Source organism: Streptomyces sp. 63XJN7_1_ISO-PGPR-S23-121 (genome assembly GCF_056173025.1).
This window is the reverse complement of the sequence record NZ_CM149653.1, coordinates 894445-909448: the sequence shown is the minus strand read 5'-3', so window position 1 is coordinate 909448 and position 15004 is coordinate 894445. Positions and strand designations below refer to the sequence as shown.

16 protein-coding genes are annotated in these 15004 nt (G+C 72.4%); 6 read left to right on the top strand and 10 right to left on the bottom strand.

Going from position 1 to position 15004, the window contains the following annotated elements:
• The first annotated feature begins 55 nt into the window (after nucleotides 1-55).
• Together AC0VYN_RS04290 and AC0VYN_RS04285 are read left to right on the top strand one after the other, a co-directional pair.
• Nucleotides 56-607: a VanZ family protein gene (locus AC0VYN_RS04290; RefSeq protein WP_475534845.1), complete on the top strand. Its 552-nt coding sequence runs from the start codon at nucleotides 56-58 to the stop codon at nucleotides 605-607.
• 93 nt (nucleotides 608-700) lie between these two features.
• The gene (locus tag AC0VYN_RS04285) at nucleotides 701-904 is read left to right on the top strand and encodes a PspC domain-containing protein (RefSeq protein WP_077796964.1); all 204 of its coding nucleotides are present in this window, start codon (nucleotides 701-703) and stop codon (nucleotides 902-904) included.
• 98 nt (nucleotides 905-1002) lie between these two features.
• On the opposite strand, the gene AC0VYN_RS04280 is transcribed toward AC0VYN_RS04285, so the two are convergent.
• A complete protein-coding gene (locus AC0VYN_RS04280; protein ID WP_475534844.1) occupies nucleotides 1003-1404 on the bottom strand; it encodes an ATP-binding protein in 402 nt (133 codons plus the stop codon).
• Nucleotides 1405-1549: 145 nt separating this feature from the next.
• The gene (locus AC0VYN_RS04275) at nucleotides 1550-2725 is read right to left on the bottom strand and encodes an adenosine deaminase (RefSeq protein WP_475534843.1); all 1176 of its coding nucleotides are present in this window, start codon (nucleotides 2723-2725) and stop codon (nucleotides 1550-1552) included.
• A gap of 171 nt (nucleotides 2726-2896) precedes the next feature.
• Here AC0VYN_RS04275 and AC0VYN_RS04270 point away from each other — a divergent pair, with 171 nt between their 5' ends.
• On the top strand, nucleotides 2897-3658 hold the full coding sequence (locus AC0VYN_RS04270; protein ID WP_475534842.1) for a prolyl oligopeptidase family serine peptidase: 762 nt from the start codon (nucleotides 2897-2899) through the stop codon (nucleotides 3656-3658).
• Between the two features lie 7 nt (nucleotides 3659-3665).
• Here AC0VYN_RS04270 and AC0VYN_RS04265 read toward each other — a convergent pair whose 3' ends face one another.
• On the bottom strand, nucleotides 3666-4619 hold the full coding sequence (locus AC0VYN_RS04265) for a LysR family transcriptional regulator (RefSeq protein ID WP_475534841.1): 954 nt from the start codon (nucleotides 4617-4619) through the stop codon (nucleotides 3666-3668).
• 63 nt (nucleotides 4620-4682) lie between these two features.
• Between AC0VYN_RS04265 and AC0VYN_RS04260 the strand changes: the two genes are divergently transcribed.
• Nucleotides 4683-6002 carry an MFS transporter gene (locus AC0VYN_RS04260; protein ID WP_475534840.1) on the top strand — a complete coding sequence of 440 codons (1320 nt, stop codon included), beginning with the start codon at nucleotides 4683-4685 and terminating at the stop codon, nucleotides 6000-6002.
• Nucleotides 6003-6167: 165 nt separating this feature from the next.
• Nucleotides 6168-7172 carry a sigma-70 family RNA polymerase sigma factor gene (locus tag AC0VYN_RS04255; RefSeq protein WP_475534839.1) on the top strand — a complete coding sequence of 335 codons (1005 nt, stop codon included), beginning with the start codon at nucleotides 6168-6170 and terminating at the stop codon, nucleotides 7170-7172.
• Here the strand turns inward: AC0VYN_RS04255 and AC0VYN_RS04250 are convergent.
• Nucleotides 7065-7451, bottom strand: a complete 387-nt coding sequence (locus AC0VYN_RS04250; RefSeq protein WP_475536810.1) for an STAS domain-containing protein — start codon at nucleotides 7449-7451, stop codon at nucleotides 7065-7067. The genes AC0VYN_RS04255 and AC0VYN_RS04250 overlap by 108 nt on opposite strands.
• A 129-nt stretch (nucleotides 7452-7580) precedes the next feature.
• On the opposite strand from AC0VYN_RS04250, the gene AC0VYN_RS04245 reads away from it, so the two are divergent.
• Entirely contained in the window at nucleotides 7581-8501 is a 921-nt protein-coding gene (locus AC0VYN_RS04245) for an AEC family transporter (protein WP_475534838.1), read from the top strand.
• Nucleotide 8502: 1 nt separating this feature from the next.
• Here the strand turns inward: AC0VYN_RS04245 and AC0VYN_RS04240 are convergent, their stop codons facing one another.
• The 6 genes from AC0VYN_RS04240 to AC0VYN_RS04215 all read right to left on the bottom strand — a co-directional run bounded on the left by AC0VYN_RS04240 (nucleotide 8503) and on the right by AC0VYN_RS04215 (nucleotide 14829).
• Nucleotides 8503-9087: a Uma2 family endonuclease gene (locus tag AC0VYN_RS04240; RefSeq protein ID WP_475534837.1), complete on the bottom strand. Its 585-nt coding sequence runs from the start codon at nucleotides 9085-9087 to the stop codon at nucleotides 8503-8505.
• 96 nt (nucleotides 9088-9183) lie between these two features.
• Nucleotides 9184-10461, bottom strand: coding sequence for a thymidine phosphorylase (locus AC0VYN_RS04235; protein WP_475536809.1), 1278 nt, complete (start codon nucleotides 10459-10461; stop codon nucleotides 9184-9186).
• 18 nt (nucleotides 10462-10479) lie between these two features.
• Complete coding sequence (locus tag AC0VYN_RS04230) at nucleotides 10480-10872, bottom strand: cytidine deaminase (protein WP_475534836.1); 393 nt, start codon at nucleotides 10870-10872, stop codon at nucleotides 10480-10482.
• The gene (locus AC0VYN_RS04225; protein ID WP_475534835.1) at nucleotides 10869-12143 is read right to left on the bottom strand and encodes an ABC transporter permease; all 1275 of its coding nucleotides are present in this window, start codon (nucleotides 12141-12143) and stop codon (nucleotides 10869-10871) included. The genes AC0VYN_RS04230 and AC0VYN_RS04225 overlap by 4 nt, the downstream gene beginning before the upstream one ends.
• Nucleotides 12140-13264 (bottom strand): ABC transporter permease, encoded by a 1125-nt coding sequence (locus AC0VYN_RS04220; protein WP_385471007.1) that lies wholly within the window; start codon nucleotides 13262-13264, stop codon nucleotides 12140-12142. Before AC0VYN_RS04220 ends, AC0VYN_RS04225 begins: the two co-directional genes overlap by 4 nt.
• Nucleotides 13264-14829 (bottom strand): ABC transporter ATP-binding protein, encoded by a 1566-nt coding sequence (locus AC0VYN_RS04215; RefSeq protein WP_475534834.1) that lies wholly within the window; start codon nucleotides 14827-14829, stop codon nucleotides 13264-13266. Before AC0VYN_RS04215 ends, AC0VYN_RS04220 begins: the two co-directional genes overlap by 1 nt.
• Nucleotides 14830-15004: the final 175 nt, after the last annotated feature.

Genomic DNA, 15004 nt, shown 5'->3' with positions numbered 1-15004 from the left:
TCCTCGCGCGGAGGGCGCCGGAACCGACCGAGCCGGAGGCCGCGTCTAGGGGGGCGTGCAGCGTCAAGGGTTCATCGGCGGCAGCGCCGCGCACCGCATCCGTGCGACAGGAGGTGTCCTCCTCGTCGCGCACCTCGCGTTCGTCGCCTGGTACACCCTGCGGCCCCTGGACGTGCCGTGGGTCCTGCCGCCCAACGTGCACCCGCTCGACGGTATCCGCGCCGACCTGGCACTGGGCTGGCCGGCGGCGGCCCGCTCCCTCGGCGGCGCGCTGGCCCTGCTGGCGCCGCTGGGGGTGCTGCTGCCCGCGGTGAACGGGCGGCTGACCGTGTCGCCCACGGCGTCCCTGCTGCGCACGGTGGCCGCGGGCGCCCTGCTGTCGTTGGGGATCGAGCTGCTGCAGACCGGGGTGCCCGGTCAGGTCGTGGACGTCGACTCGCTGCTGCTGAACACCCTGGGCGTGGCCCTTGCCCACCTCGCCGTCGTACCCGCGGGCCGGGCGCGGCTCCGCCGCAGGTCCGAGCCGGGGGATCGGGAGGACGTCCCTCAGGGGGAGCCGGCTCAGGGTCGGACCCCGACGATTCCCAGGGTCGGTATCGCCCCGTAGAGCGACGCTTTGTTCCGTTCGTCTCCGTAGCGTGGAGGGCAGATGAGGGGTGGCCGGCCGGCCGCCTCGCGACACGCTGACGAAGGAGCCGCGATGTCCCGCCTCGCCCGCCCCACCCACGGCCGCATGATCGGCGGAGTGTGCGCCGCGCTGGCACGGCGCTTCGGCACCTCCACCACCACGATGCGGGTGATCTTCGTCCTGTCCTGCCTGCTGCCCGGCCCGCAGTTCCTGCTGTACCTCGCCCTGTGGATCCTCCTGCCGTCGGAGGAGAAGGCGGCCCGGACGGCCTGGTGACGGGCCCACCCGGCCGACTCGTCCGTCCTCTCCGCGGCATGCCGACGGGGGCGCACCCGGTGCGGGTGCGCCCCCGTCGGCGCGTGGCGCGGGAGGGCTCAGTCGCCCAGCGTCAGGCCGTTCACCGGCACGCCCTGGGTGGACAGGCCCTGCGGGGGCAGGGCCGGGGCGGGCAGGGTCCGGGCGGTCGGCAGTCCGCCGAGGAGGCCCGCGGCCGGGCCGGCCGGGCCGTCGGCGGGCTTCCCGCCGAGCGTCTGCTCGACGACCGGCTGGGTGGCGGCCAGACCCGTGCCGGCCATCCGGCGTCCCTGCTCCAGCCTGGTGCCGGTGCCCGGTGCCACGGTGGAGACGGCCTCCGTGGGGAGCGTGCGGGCGACGGAGTCCACGGTCCCGGCGGCGTCCGGGAGCTGCGGGGCGGCCGAGGCCGCCCCCGCCCCGGCGGCGGCGAAGGCGGCACCGAGGGCGGCGACGCCGAGGGTCTTGACAGCAGACTGCTTCATGAAATGCGTCCTCGAATATGGATGACGGGGGATGTGAGCGGTGCTCGACCGTAAACAGGCGGGGCCGCCCGCCGCAAACATCGAAATGCGTACGAGTCGTGAACGCCCGTCCACATCCCGGTTTTCCCCGGACGCCGAGCGGCCTCTATTCTTCCGAAGAACCGCTGGTGGAGGCCGCCTGCTGGAACAGCCATTCGGATTTCAGTTCCGCGTATCCCGGCTTGATCACGTCATTGATCATGGCCAGTCGTTCATCGAAAGGAATGAACGCTGATTTCATCGCATTGACGGAGAACCACTGAAGGTCGTCGAGCGTGTAGCCGAACGCGTCGACAAGGTGCTCGAATTCCCGGCTCATACCCGTGTGGGACATCAGCCTGTTGTCCGTGTTGACGGTGACGCGGAAGTGCAGCCGGCGCAGCAGGCCGATCGGGTGCTCGGCGTACGAGTCGGCCGCCCCGGTCTGGAGGTTGGAACTGGGGCACAGCTCCAGCGGGATCCGCTTGTCCCGTACGTAGGAGGCGAGCCGGCCGAGCTCGACCGTGCCGTCCCCGTGGACCGTGATGTCGTCGATGATCCGCACGCCGTGTCCGAGCCGGTCGGCGCCGCACCACTGGAGGGCCTGCCAGATGGACGGCAGGCCGAAGGCCTCGCCGGCGTGGATGGTGAAGTGGTTGTTCTCCCGCTTGAGGTACTCGAAGGCGTCGAGGTGCCGGGTGGGCGGGTGGCCGGCCTCGGCGCCCGCGATGTCGAAGCCGACGACACCGAGGTCGCGGTAGCGGTTGGCGAGTTCGGCGATCTCCAGGGAGCGGGCGGCGTGCCGCATGGCGGTGAGCAGGGCGCCGACGCGGATGCGGTGGCCGTTCTCCCGGGCCCGGCGCTCGCCCTCGCGGAAGCCCTCGTTGACGGCCTCGACGACCTCTTCGAGGCTCAGCCCGCCCTCCAGGTGCTGCTCGGGGGCGTACCGCACCTCGGCGTAGACGACGCCGTCCTCGGCGAGGTCCTCGGCGCACTCGGCGGCGACCCGGACGAGGGCGGCGCGGGTCTGCATGACGCCGACGGTGTGGGAGAAGGTCTCCAGGTACCGCTCGAGCGATCCGGAGTCGGCGGCCTCCCGGAACCAGGCGCCGAGCCGGCCGGGATCGGTCTCGGGGAGATCCTCGTATCCGGCGGCGCGGGCGAGTTCGACGACCGTGCCGGGGCGCAGCCCGCCGTCGAGGTGATCGTGCAGCAGAACCTTCGGCGCCCGGCGGATCTGGTCCGGTGTCGGAGTCCTCCCGGCGGTCTGCGCGCCGGCCTTCGCGGTGTTCTGGCTCGTCATTTCCGCACTCTAGCTCCTACGCGCGTAGAGCGGCAGGACCACGGCCGGGCGGGGACGGGAGTACCGGCGGGCGGGGACACTTCCCGACGAATCGGTGTACGGAACCGCCGATATGTAACGGTGACTGCGAGGGACGGGTCGCCGCACCCCGTCTTCTGAGAATGTTCTGTCATGGGACAGCAAGCGACGCCGGCCCGTCGGGCCCGGCTGGGGCGAACGCTCGGTCCGGAGCGGACGGCGGTCAGCGGTGTGGTGCTCCTGCTCCCCGGTGGCGACGAGGTGTCCGACCGCAGGCCGTCCGGGCTGCTGGCGTCCGCGTCGGTACGCGCGCTGGGGCGCGGGCTGGCCCGGGCGGGCCGGGACGAGGGCCTGGCCACGCACGTCGTGCACTACCGCTACCGGGGCTGGAACGGCACCGAGGCGCACCTCGCCCGCGACGCCGAGTGGGCCGCCGCCGAGGCCGTGCGGCGCTACGGCGACGTCCCGGTCTGCCTCGCCGGCATCGGCATGGGCGGACGGGCCGCGCTGCGCGCGGGCGGGCACGAGGCCGTCAACTCCGTGCTGGCGATCGCCCCCTGGCTGCCCGACGAGGACGTGGCGGCGGCCCCCGAACCGGTGAAGCAGCTCGCCGGGCGCCAGGTGCTGATCGTGCACGGCACCAACGACGGACGCTGCGACCCCGAGCTGTCGTTCCGGCTGGCGTCCCGGGCGAAGAAGGCCAACCGCGACGTGTGCCGGTTCGAGGTGCACTCCGACGGGCACGGGCTGCGGCAATACCGGAACGAGGTCGTCGCGCTGGCGGAGGACTTCGTGATGGGCGCGCTGTTCGGGCAGTCCTTCTCGCGGCCGGTGGAGGACGCGCTGGCCGCGCCCCCGCCCCTGGGGCTGCGGATGCCGCTGGCGGCGGGGTTCGGCAGGTCGCTGCGCCGGTAGGGCCCGGTCAGCCGGGCAGGAGATGGCCCCTTCTGGACAGCAGGAACTTCTTGAAGGCCGCCACCGGGGGCGTGTCCGTGCGGCCCGCGAGCCAGGCGACGCCGATCTCGCGGGCCGCGCGCGGTGCCGTGACCGTCAGTTCGACCACGCCGGGGCGGGGCACGGCGGGCGGCGGCAGGAGTGCGACGCCGAGGCCCGCGGCGACCAGGCCGCGCAGCGTCTCCGCCTCCTCCCCCTCGAAGGCCACCCGCGGCCGGAAGCCGGCCTCCCCGCAGAGGTCGTCGGTGATGCGGCGCAGCCCGTAACCGGGCTCCAGGGTCACGAAGTTCTCGTCGGCCGCCTCGGCGAGGCGGATGCGCCGGCGGGCGGCCAGCGGATGGTCGGCCGGGACGACGAGGCGCAGCTTCTGCTCGTCCAGGCGGCGGGCGACCAGGTCGGGGGCGTCCGGGACCGGGGAGGTCAGGCAGAGGTCGAGGTCGCCGGCGCGCAGCCGCTCCAGCATGGCCTCGCCGTAGTTCTGGACGAGGCTGAAGCGGACGCGGGGGTGGTCGGCGCGGAAGGCGTGCAGCAGGCCGGGTACGGTCTCGGCGCCCATGGTGTGCAGGAAGCCGAAGGCGACCTTGCCGGTGGCCGGGTCGGCGTCCGCGCGCACCTCCTCCGCGGCGCGCCCGATCTCGGCGAGGGCGCGTTCGACCGAGCCGAGGAAGGTGTGCCCGGCGGGGGTCAGCGCGAGGGTGCGGCCCCGGCGGACGAACAGGTCGACGCCGAGGTCCGCCTCGAGGCGTACGAGGGCGCGGGAGAGGGTGGACTGAGGGACGTTCATCTCCTGCGCGGCCCGGGTGACGTGCTCGGTGCGGGCGACGCCGGCGAAGTGCGCGAGGCGCGGCGCGAGCAGCGTGACGATGTCTTCTGTGTCACCGGACGGTGACAGGCGGGCCTGTGAGCTCTGCTGATGCACCATGGGAACGATTATGACGATTCCATGCATTGGACGGATGAGTCCAGGGCTTCGTACCTTCGCAGCATGACTCCCGCCGATACCGGGGCGTCCACCACCGTGGGCGCCGCGACCGCCGTCTCCGTCCCCTCCGCCCCCGATCCCGCCGACTCACGCATGACCCCGGGCGGCCCCGGTTACCGCCGGATGAGTCTCGCCCTGTTCCTGGCGGGCGTCGCGACCTTCGCGCTCCTCTACTCCACCCAGGCCCTGCTGCCGCTGATCTCCGGCGACCTCGGGGTGAGCGCGGGCGACGCGAGCTGGACGGTGGCCGCCGCGACGGGCGGCCTGGCCCTCTTCGTACTGCCGATGAGCGCCCTGTCGGAGCGCTTCGGGCGGCGTACGGTCATGACGGCTTCGCTGGCCGTCGCGGTGTCCGTCGGGCTGCTGGTGCCCTTCGCCCCGTCGCTGACGGCGCTCGTCGCGCTGCGAGCGGTGCAGGGCGCGGCGCTGGCCGGGCTGCCGGCCTCGGCGACGGCGTACCTGGCGGAGGAGGTGCGGCCGCGGGCGCTGGTCACCGCGATCGGCCTGTTCGTCGCGGGCAACAGCGTCGGCGGCATGAGCGGCCGGGTCATCACCGGCTGGGTCGCGCAGGAGTGGGGCTGGCGGGTCGCCGTCGGGGTGATCGGCCTGGTCGCGGTGGCGTGCGCGGTGGCCTTCCGGCTGCTGCTGCCGGCGCCGCGGCACTTCACGGCGGGCTCGCTGCGCCCGCGGGTCCTGGTCCGCACGGTCCGCGACCACCTCGCCGACCCGCTGCTGCGCCGCCTGTACGCGATCGGCGCGCTGTTCATGACGGTGTTCGGCGGCGTCTACACGGTGATCGGCTACCGCCTGACCGAGGCCCCGTTCTCCCTGCCGCAGGGCGTCATCGGCTCGATCTTCCTGGTGTACCTGGTCGGTACGGTCTCGGCGTCGACGGCGGGCCGGCTGGTGGGCCGGCTCGGCCGCCGCGGGGCGCTCTACCTGGGCGGCGGCACGACGGCGGCGGGCCTGCTGCTGTCCCTCGCGCCCTGGCTGCCGCTGGTCCTGCTGGGGCTGGTGCTGATCACGGCGGGCTTCTTCGCGGGGCACGCGGTGGCCTCTTCGGCGGTGGGCAAGACGGCCACGCACGGCCGGGCCCAGGCGTCGGCGCTGTACCAGTCCGCCTACTACATCGGCTCCAGCGCGGGCAGCACGGTGGGCGCGGTGGCCTTCCACTCCGGCGGCTGGGCCGGGACGGTCGGCGTCGGGCTGCTGGCGGTGCTGGGCGTCGTGGGGATCACCGCCCTCGGGTCGCTGGCGGCGCGCCGCCGGAGCGCGGGCGTGCGCTCCGGCGCGCCGGTGCGCGGCCTGCCCGCGACGCGCTGACGGCCGGGCGGGGCCGCCGCGCGCCGGCGTGCCGGTCCTGCCCGCCACGGCGCCGGCGTGCGCCTTTCCCGACTCCGCGGGCCATTGTCGGTCCCCTGCGGTAGCTTCCGAAGTGCGAGGCGCGACAACGCGCACGACGGGATGCGGCCCAGGGGTGGGTGGACGATGACCAACGGCACCGTGGCGCCGGAGCTGGACTCCGCGCTGGAGAAGCACCGGGTCGAGCTGACGGGGTACTGCTACCGGATGCTCGGTTCCTCCTTCGAGGCCGAGGACGCGGTGCAGGACACCCTGGTCCGCGCCTGGCGGAGCTACGACAAGTTCGAGGGCCGCTCCAGTCTCCGCTCCTGGCTGTACCGCATCGCGACCAACGTCTGCCTGGACATGCTGACCGCGGGCAACAAGCGGGCCCGTCCGATGGACCTGACGGACTCGACGCCGCTCGCGCGGGCGGCCCTGGCGCCGCGCCCGGACAACACCTGGCTGGAGCCGGTGCCGGACGCCCGCGTGCTGCCGACGACGGCCGATCCGGCGGAGGCCGCGGTCGCCAAGGAGTCGGTGCGGCTCGCCTTCATGGCCGCGCTCCAGCAGTTGCCGCCCAAGCAGCGGGCGGTGCTGATCCTGCGCGAGGTGCTGGCGTGGCGGGCGAGCGAGGTCGCCGAGCTGCTCGGCACGACGGTCGCGTCGGTCAACAGCGCCCTCCAGCGGGCCCGGACGACGCTCGCCGAGCGGCAGGACCGGGGGGCGGGCGCGGCGGTGTCCGATCCGCTGGACGAGGAGCAGCAGAAGCTCCTGGAGCGCTATGTCGCGGCCTTCGAGGGGTACGACATGACGGCGCTGACGGCGCTGCTGCACGAGGACGCGGTCATGACGATGCCGCCGTTCGACCTGTGGCTGGCCGGTCCGGCGGACATCACCGGCTTCATGGAGACGCTCGGCTCCGCGTGCGCGGGCTCGCGCCTCGTGCCGGTCGAGGCGAACGGACTGCCGGCCTTCGCGCACTACAAGCCGGACCCGGAGGCGGGCGGCTTCGCGCCGTGGGCGGTCCAGGTGCTGGAGATCTCAGAGGGCCGCATCACCGGGTTCCACTGCTTCCTGGACACCAAGCGGTGGTTCCCGCTGTTCGACCTGCCGCTCCGCCTCGAAGCGGAGTCCGACCAGGTCGAGTAGGGCGTGCAGGGCGGGGTCGGGGTCGCGCAGGCGTATCCGGCCCCCGGTCCGCCGGGCGGTGAGCTCCAGCCGGGCCAGCAGGTCGACGACGGCGAGTCCGGGCGGCCCCAGCCCGCCGACGTCGCAGACGACCACGCCGGCGCGGGTGGTTTCCAGCAGCGCGCGCACCTCGTCGCAGAGCCGGGGCGTCTCCCCTCGGGAGACGGGCCCCGGCAGCACGAGTACGGCGGGTGTCACGGCGTCCACGTGCGGTAGACCGGGCGTCCGGGCGGAACTCATCGGTGCCGGCACGGCGAAGATCACGTTGACCTCGGGACGGCCCGCCCCTGAGGGTTGGCATGTGCCCCACATACCGCCGCCCGCCGCGCTGCCCGACGCCGTCCGCCTCCCGGTCGAGGAGGCGTCGCCGTGCAGGGGGTGCTGACCGGCTTCGCGGTGATCGCGGTGGTGATCGGCGTCGGCTATGTGCTGGGGCTGCGCGGGCACCTCGGGCCGCAGGGGCGCGAGGTCCTGACGAAGCTCGCCTTCCACGTGGCCTCACCCGCCCTGCTGTTCACGACGCTGGCGACGGCCGACCTGTCGGTGGTCTTCTCCACCCGGCTGCTGGTGACGGCCCTGTCGACGCTGGCGGTGGCCGGCGCGTTCGCCGCGGTGGGCGTCGTACGGGGCTGGGGCGTGGGCCGTACGACGATCGGCGCGCTCTGCTCCGGCTACGTGAACTCCGGCAATCTCGGCATCCCGATCGCCGTGTACGTGCTGGGCGACGCCTCGCTGGTGGCGCCGGTGCTGCTGTTCCAGCTGGTGCTGGTGACGCCGGTGGCGGTGACGATCCTGGACCTGTCGGGCGGGGGCGCCAAGGGCTCGCCGCTACGCCGGCTGCTGACACCGCTGCGCAATCCGATCGCGCTCGGCTCGCTGGCCGGGGTCGCGGTCGCCGCGACCGGGCTGCGGGTGCCGGCCGCGGTCCTGGACCCCATCACCCTGATCGGCAACATGTCGGTCCCGGCGGTGCTGCTGGCCTTCGGCATCTCCCTGTGCGGCTCCACGATGCCGCTGCGCGGCACGGACCGGCCGCCGGTGCTGCTGGCGGTGGCGCTGAAGACGGTGGGTCAGCCGGCCGTGGCCTGGGCGCTGGCGTCGGGGGTCTTCGGGCTGCGGGGCGCCCAGCTCCTCGACGTGGTGGTGACGTCGGCGCTGCCGGCCGCGCAGAACCTCTACACGTACGCGTCGACGTACGGCGTGGGCGAGCGCCTGGCCCGGGACGCGATCCTGGTGTCGACGGTGGTGTCCGTGCCGGTGCTGGTGGGGGTGGCGACGGTGCTGGGCTGACTCAGGCCTCGGGGAACTCGCCGGTGTCGATGGTCAGGTCGAAGGGGGCGGGGAGCGTCAGGGGATCGCCGAACTTGGCGGCGCTCAGTACCCGGTAGACATCACCCTTCGGTTCACCGTAGAGCGTCGCCGTGGGTCCGCCGGGGGCCCAGCGGTCGATGAGGAGGTAGAGGGGGATTCCGGCGGTGGCGTAGGCGGCGGGCTTGCTGATGCGGTCGTGCCGGGCGTTGGACTTGGAGGTGACTTCGACGACGAGTTCGGCGAGAGCGGCGGGGATGTGGGTGTCGGACTCGGTGCGGTCCGGCAACGGCGCGACCACGAGGTCCGGGATGAGCATTCCAAGGCGGGACGGGACGGCGATCGCCAGTGTCTGGAAGATCTCCCAGTCCTCCGGGATGGACGGATACAAACGCCGCTGGATGCGTGCAGCGATCACGTTGTGAGGCAGTCCCGGAGCTGGTGACACGGTGATGATCCCCTCGATGATCTCCACCTTGCTGCCCTCGGGCCAATCCATCTCCTCCCAGAACCGGACGAGGTCGTCCCAGTTCTGCTCGGGCTCCTGGCTCACGGTGAGTGCGCTCATGGCGGTTCTCCTATCGGTGCGTCACCGATCCCAGCATGCCGAACGGGACCGGCAGTGGTCTACCGGTCCCGTTCACCCGATCGAGGAAACCCCTGGTCAGGCGATACGTTCCCGCACCACCGGCGAGGCGGTGAAGTCCGTGCCCGCCGGCGCGATGTCGTACGAGCCCTCCACGGCCGCGAGCGCGTACGCGAAGCGGTCCGGGGTGTCCGTGTGGAGGGTCAGCAGGGGCTGGCCCTCGGTGACCGTGTCGCCGGGCTTGGCGTGGAGTTCGACGCCCGCGGCGGCCTGCACCGGGTCCTCCTTGCGAGCCCGGCCCGCGCCGAGGCGCCAGGCGGCGACGCCGACGTCGTAGGCGTCGAGGCGGGTCAGGACGCCCGAGGAGGCGGCCTTCACCACGTGCTGCTCCTTCGACGTGGGCAGGGCCGCGTCCGGGTCGCCGCCCTGGGCCGCGATCATGCGGCGCCAGACGTCCATCGCGGAGCCGTCGGCCAGGGCCTTCGCCGGGTCGGCGTCCGGCAGGCCCGCCGCGTCGAGCATCTCGCGGGCCAGGGCGAGGGTCAGCTCGACGACGTCGGAGGGGCCGCCGCCGGCCAGGACCTCGACGGACTCGCGGACCTCCAGGGCGTTGCCCGCGGTGAGGCCGAGCGGGGTGGCCATGTCCGTCAGCAGGGCGACCGTCCGCACGCCGTGGTCGGTGCCGAGGCCGACCATCGTGGAGGCCAGCTCGCGGGCGTCCTCGATCGTCTTCATGAAGGCGCCACTGCCCACCTTCACGTCCAGGACCAGCGAGCCGGTGCCCTCGGCGATCTTCTTCGACATGATGGAGGACGCGATCAGCGGGATCGCCTCCACCGTGCCGGTCACGTCGCGCAGGGCGTACAGCTTCTTGTCGGCGGGCGCGAGGCCGTCGCCGGCCGCGCAGATCACCGCGCCGACGCCGTCCAGGACGTTCAGCATCTCGTCGTTGGACAGCAGCGCGCGCCAGCCGGGGATCGACTCCAGCTTGTCCAGGGTGCCGCCGGTGTGGCCGAGGCCCCGTCCGGAGAGCTGCGGGACGGCCGCGCCGCACGCCGCCACCAGGGGCGCGAGCGGAAGGGTGATCTTGTCGCCGACGCCACCGGTGGAGTGCTTGTCGGCGGTCGGGCGGGACAGGGACGAGAAGTCCATGCGCTCGCCGGAGGCGATCATCGCGGCCGTCCAGCGGGCGATCTCGCCGCGGTTCATGCCGTTGAGCAGGATCGCCATCGCGAGGGCCGACATCTGCTCGTCGGCCACCTCGCCGCGGGTGTACGCGTCGATGACCCAGTCGATCTGCTCGCCGCTGAGTTCACCGCGGTCCCGCTTGGTGCGGATGACGGAGATGACGTCCATGGCCATGTCTGGCTTTCCTTACTTGGTGAGGTGGTCGGGGCCGAAGGCCTGCGGGAGCATCTTCGCGAGCGGGAGCACCCCGGCGGGGGTCTCCAGCAGCAGCTCCGGGCCGCCGAACTCGAACAGCAGCTGACGGCAGCGCCCGCACGGCACCAGGATCTCGCCGTGGCCGTCGACGCAGACGAAGTGCGTCAGCCGGCCGCCGCCGGTCAGCTGGAGCTGGGAGACCAGACCGCACTCGGCGCACAGGCCGATGCCGTAGCTGGCGTTCTCCACGTTGCAGCCGGTGACGGTGCGGCCGTCGTCGACCAGGGCGGCGGCACCGACGGCGTAGCCCGAGTAGGGGGCGTACGCCCGGGACATCGCGTCCCGGGCCGCCGTGCGCAGGGCCTCCCAGTCGGTGCCGGTCACTTGCCCTGCCCCTTCCGGTACTGCATGCCGTCCGCCTTCGGCATCCGCAGCCGCTGCGCGGACAGGGCGAGGACGACCAGGGTGACGACGTACGGGGTGGCGGAGACGACCTGGTTCGGGACCTCGTTGGTGCCCGCGTACCAGGCGAAGACCAGGGCGCCGACGACGAAGGTGATCGCGGCCTTGACGTACTTCTTGCGGATCACCAGCCAGATGGCGCCGGCGACCAGCAGGAGCGCGCCGAGCAGCAGCAGGGCGTGCACGTTGGCGGAACCGCCGCGCAGGTTGAGGCTGTCGGTGTAGCCGAAGAGGCCGGCGCCGATGGCGAGGCCGCCCGGCATCCAGTTGCCGAAGATCATCGCCGCGAGGCCGATGTAACCGCGGCCGCTGGTCTGGCCCTCCAGGTAGAAGGGGTTGGCCACGATGGAGAGGAAGACACCGCCGAGGCCGGCCAGACCGCCGGAGATGATCACGGCGAGGTACTTGTACTTGTAGACGTTGACGCCGAGGGACTCGGCGGCGACCGGGTTCTCGCCGCAGGAGCGCAGGCGGAGGCCGAACGGCGTGCGCCACAGGATCCACCAGGTGGCGGGGACCAGGGCGACGGCGATCAGGGTCAGCCAGGACACGTTGGTGACCAGGCCGCCGAGCAGGCCGGCGACGTCCGAGACCAGGAACCAGCCCTTGTCGTTGAGGGTCTGGAGACCGTCGGACAGACCCGGCACCGTGAAGTGGCCGAGGGAGTCGACCGGCGGGGACTGCTTGGCCGAACCGCCCTGGTGGCCCTCGAAGGCGAGCGGGGCCAGGTAGCGGGTGGCGCCCAGCGCGAGGATGTTGATGGCCACACCGGAGACGATGTGGTTGACGTTGAAGGTGACGGTGACGATCGCGTGCAGCAGGCCGCCGATCGCGCCGCCGACGATGCCGACGAGGACACCGGTCCACGGGCCCCACTGGAAGCCGGCCCAGGCACCGAACCAGGTGCCGAGGATCATCATGCCCTCGAGGCCGATGTTGACGACGCCCGCGCGCTCGGCCCACAGGCCGCCGAGGCCGGCCAGGCCGATCGGCACGGCGAGCTGGAGCGCGGTGGACATCTGGCTGACGTTGGTGATGCCGTCGGCGCCGGTGATGATGCGGACGAGCGAGGTCAGCGCCAGGGCTCCGGCGATGACCAGGAGCAGCACGGGCCACGACATGCGGCGGCCGGTCGGCGCCCCGGGCTGCAGCGAGGGCTGGTTGACGTCGGTCGCTGTGGTCGGAGCGGTCATCGGCCGGCCACCTCCTTCTTCGAGTTGTCGGTGGCGCCCAGGACGTGGCCGGCGGCCAGCTCCGCGCCGACTCGGCGCTGCTGGCGGCGCAGGCCCCACTCGCGGACGGCCTCGTAGGAGACGACCACGGAGAGGACGATCAGGCCCTGCATGATGACCGCGATCTCCTTGTCGTAGCCGTGGAAGTCCAGCTCGGGCGAGGCCTTGTCGAGCCAGGCCCACAGCAGGGCGGCGAAGGCGATGCCGACCGGGCTGTTGCGGCCGAGCAGGGCGATGCCGATGCCGAGGAAGCCGATGCCGGTGGGGAAGTTGAGGCTGTAGGTGTGGGTGGCGCCGAGCAGGATCGGCAGGCCCGCGAGTCCGGCGAGGCCGCCGGAGATGAGCATGGCGGTGAGCACCATGCGCTTGGGGTCGACACCGCTGGCCGCGGCGGCTGACTCGGAGGCGCCGGAGGCGCGCAGGTCGAAGCCGAAGCGGGTGCGGTTGAGGACGACCCAGTAGCCGATGCCGAGCAGCACCGCGAGGAGGACCAGGCCGTAGATCTCGCCGGCCGCGCCCGTGTCGATGCCGGGGATCCAGCCGGAGTCGTGCATCTCGCCGGTGGTGTTGTTGTTGCCGATCTTGACGCCGAAGACGTCCGGCAGCCACAGGTAGCCGATGACGGCGGTGGCGATCGCGTTGAGCATGATCGTCGCGACGACCTCGCTGACGCCGCGGGTGATCTTGAGGACACCGGCGATGCCGGACCAGAAGGCACCGGTGCACACGGCGGTCAGGAGCAGCAGCGGCACCTGGAGGAACGCCGGCAGGTCGGCGTGGGCGCCGACGATGGCGGCCGTCATCGCGGCGAGCTGGTACTGGCCGTCGACGCCGATGTTGAACAGGTTCATCCGGAAGCCGATGGCGACCGCGAGGGCCGCGATGTAGTACATCGACGCCTGGTTGACGATCAGGACCTGGATGTCGGAGAAACCGGCCTGCTCGAACATCAGGGCGAACGGTTCGACGGGGTTCTTGCCCGAGGCGACCAGGACGATCGCGCTGAGCACGAAGGCCACGGCGAGCGCGATGACCGGCCCGGCCACCGCGAGGAGCACGCGCTCCTTGTCGAACTTCTTCATCAGCGGGCCTCGTCTTCCGGAGACTCGGGAGACTTGCGGATCTCGGGGGTCTCGTCGTGTTCCAGGTGTCCGGAGGCGGCACCGGTCATCGCCGAGCCGAGCTCCTCGGGGGTGATGGTGGCCGGGTCGGCGTCCGCGACCAGCTTGCCGTCGTAGATCACCCGGAGGGTGTCGGACAGGCCGATCAGCTCGTCCAGGTCGGCGGATATCAGCAGTACGGCCAGGCCCTCGCGGCGGGCCTCGCGGATGTGGTCCCAGATCGCGGCCTGTGCGCCGACGTCCACACCGCGGGTCGGGTGGGCGGCGATCAGGAAGCGCGGCTTGTGGCTCATCTCGCGGCCGACGATCAGCTTCTGCTGGTTGCCGCCGGACAGGGAGGCGGCGGTGACCTCGATGCCGGGGGTGCGGACGTCGTACGCCTCGACGATGCGGCGGGTGTCCTCCTGGGAGCCCTTCGGGTCCAGCCAGAAGCCCTTGCTGTTGGGCTTCTCGGTGACGTGGCCGAGGATGCGGTTCTCCCACAGGGGGGCCTCGAGGAGCAGGCCGTGGCGGTGGCGGTCCTCGGGGATGTAGCCGACGCCCTGCTCGCGGCGCTTGCGGGTCGGCAGGGAGGTGATGTCCTCGCCGAGGAAGCGTATGGAACCGGAGTCGGCGTGCTTGAGGCCGATCAGCGCGTCGACCAGCTCGGTCTGGCCGTTGCCCTCGACGCCGGCGACGCCGAGCACCTCACCGGCGTGGATGGTGAAGGTGACGTCGTCGAGCAGGGCCTTGCCGCCCGGCGCCACCAGGCGCAGCGTGTCGACGGCGAGGACCGGGCGGTCGGTGACCGTCGACTCCGCCGTCTCCGGCGTCGGCAGCTCGCTGCCGACCATCAGCTCGGCGAGCTGGCGCGGGGTGGTCTCGGCGGGCACGGCCGTGCCGACCGTCGTGCCGCGGCGTATGACGGTGATGTCGTCCGCGACGGAGAGGACCTCGCCCAGCTTGTGGGAGATGAAGATGACGGACAGCCCCTCGGCCTTGAGCTCGCGCAGGTTGTCGAAGAGGGCGTCCACCTCCTGCGGCACCAGGACGGCCGTCGGCTCGTCGAGGATCAGCGTGCGGGCGCCGCGGTAGAGGACCTTGAGGATCTCCACGCGCTGGCGCGCGGCGACACCGAGCTCCTCGACCAGGACGTCGGGGCGCACGCCGAGGCCGTACCGCTCGGAGATCTCCTTGATCCTGCGGCGGGCCCTGCCGCCGATGCCGTGGAGCTTCTCGCTGCCGAGCACCACGTTCTCGAGGACCGTGAGGTTGTCGGCGAGCATGAAGTGCTGGTGCACCATGCCGATGCCGCGGACGATCGCGTCGGCGGGCGACGAGAAGGAGACCTGCTCGCCGTCGATCGCGATGGTCCCCTCGTCCGGCTTCTGCATGCCGTAGAGGATCTTCATCAGCGTCGACTTGCCGGCCCCGTTCTCGCCGACGAGGGCGTGGACGGTGCCCTTGCGGACGGTGAGGTGGATGTCGTGGTTGGCCACGACACCGGGGAAACGCTTGGTGATCCCGGCGAGTTCGACGGCGGTCACCGATTCGTTGACCGCCGCTCCGGCCGGAGGGCTGCTGGACGCGTTGATGGCGCACTCTCCTGGGGACGGGGGTCGTCTACGCGCGTAGCGCCCCTACGGCATCTGAAGCGGCGGCACATCGGCACGACGGGGTACGAGGAGGCCGACTCCCCGTACCCCGCCGAGCGGCGCAACC

What these genes read in the sequence shown, in the direction of transcription:
- AC0VYN_RS04265 (WP_475534841.1), bottom strand. Translation starts at nt 4,619, where the DNA reads ATGGTGCATCAGCAGAGCTCACAGGCCCGCCTGTCACCGTCCGGTGAC.
- AC0VYN_RS04285 (WP_077796964.1), top strand. Translation starts at nt 701, where the DNA reads ATGTCCCGCCTCGCCCGCCCCACCCACGGCCGCATGATCGGCGGAGTG.
- AC0VYN_RS04235 (WP_475536809.1), bottom strand. Translation starts at nt 10,461, where the DNA reads ATGGACGTCATCTCCGTCATCCGCACCAAGCGGGACCGCGGTGAACTC.
- AC0VYN_RS04255 (WP_475534839.1), top strand. Translation starts at nt 6,168, where the DNA reads ATGACCAACGGCACCGTGGCGCCGGAGCTGGACTCCGCGCTGGAGAAG.
- AC0VYN_RS04240 (WP_475534837.1), bottom strand. Translation starts at nt 9,087, where the DNA reads ATGAGCGCACTCACCGTGAGCCAGGAGCCCGAGCAGAACTGGGACGAC.
- AC0VYN_RS04270 (WP_475534842.1), top strand. Translation starts at nt 2,897, where the DNA reads ATGGGACAGCAAGCGACGCCGGCCCGTCGGGCCCGGCTGGGGCGAACG.
- AC0VYN_RS04220 (WP_385471007.1), bottom strand. Translation starts at nt 13,264, where the DNA reads ATGAAGAAGTTCGACAAGGAGCGCGTGCTCCTCGCGGTGGCCGGGCCG.
- AC0VYN_RS04280 (WP_475534844.1), bottom strand. Translation starts at nt 1,404, where the DNA reads ATGAAGCAGTCTGCTGTCAAGACCCTCGGCGTCGCCGCCCTCGGTGCC.
- AC0VYN_RS04225 (WP_475534835.1), bottom strand. Translation starts at nt 12,143, where the DNA reads ATGACCGCTCCGACCACAGCGACCGACGTCAACCAGCCCTCGCTGCAG.
- AC0VYN_RS04275 (WP_475534843.1), bottom strand. Translation starts at nt 2,725, where the DNA reads ATGACGAGCCAGAACACCGCGAAGGCCGGCGCGCAGACCGCCGGGAGG.
- AC0VYN_RS04250 (WP_475536810.1), bottom strand. Translation starts at nt 7,451, where the DNA reads ATGAGTTCCGCCCGGACGCCCGGTCTACCGCACGTGGACGCCGTGACA.
- AC0VYN_RS04260 (WP_475534840.1), top strand. Translation starts at nt 4,683, where the DNA reads ATGACTCCCGCCGATACCGGGGCGTCCACCACCGTGGGCGCCGCGACC.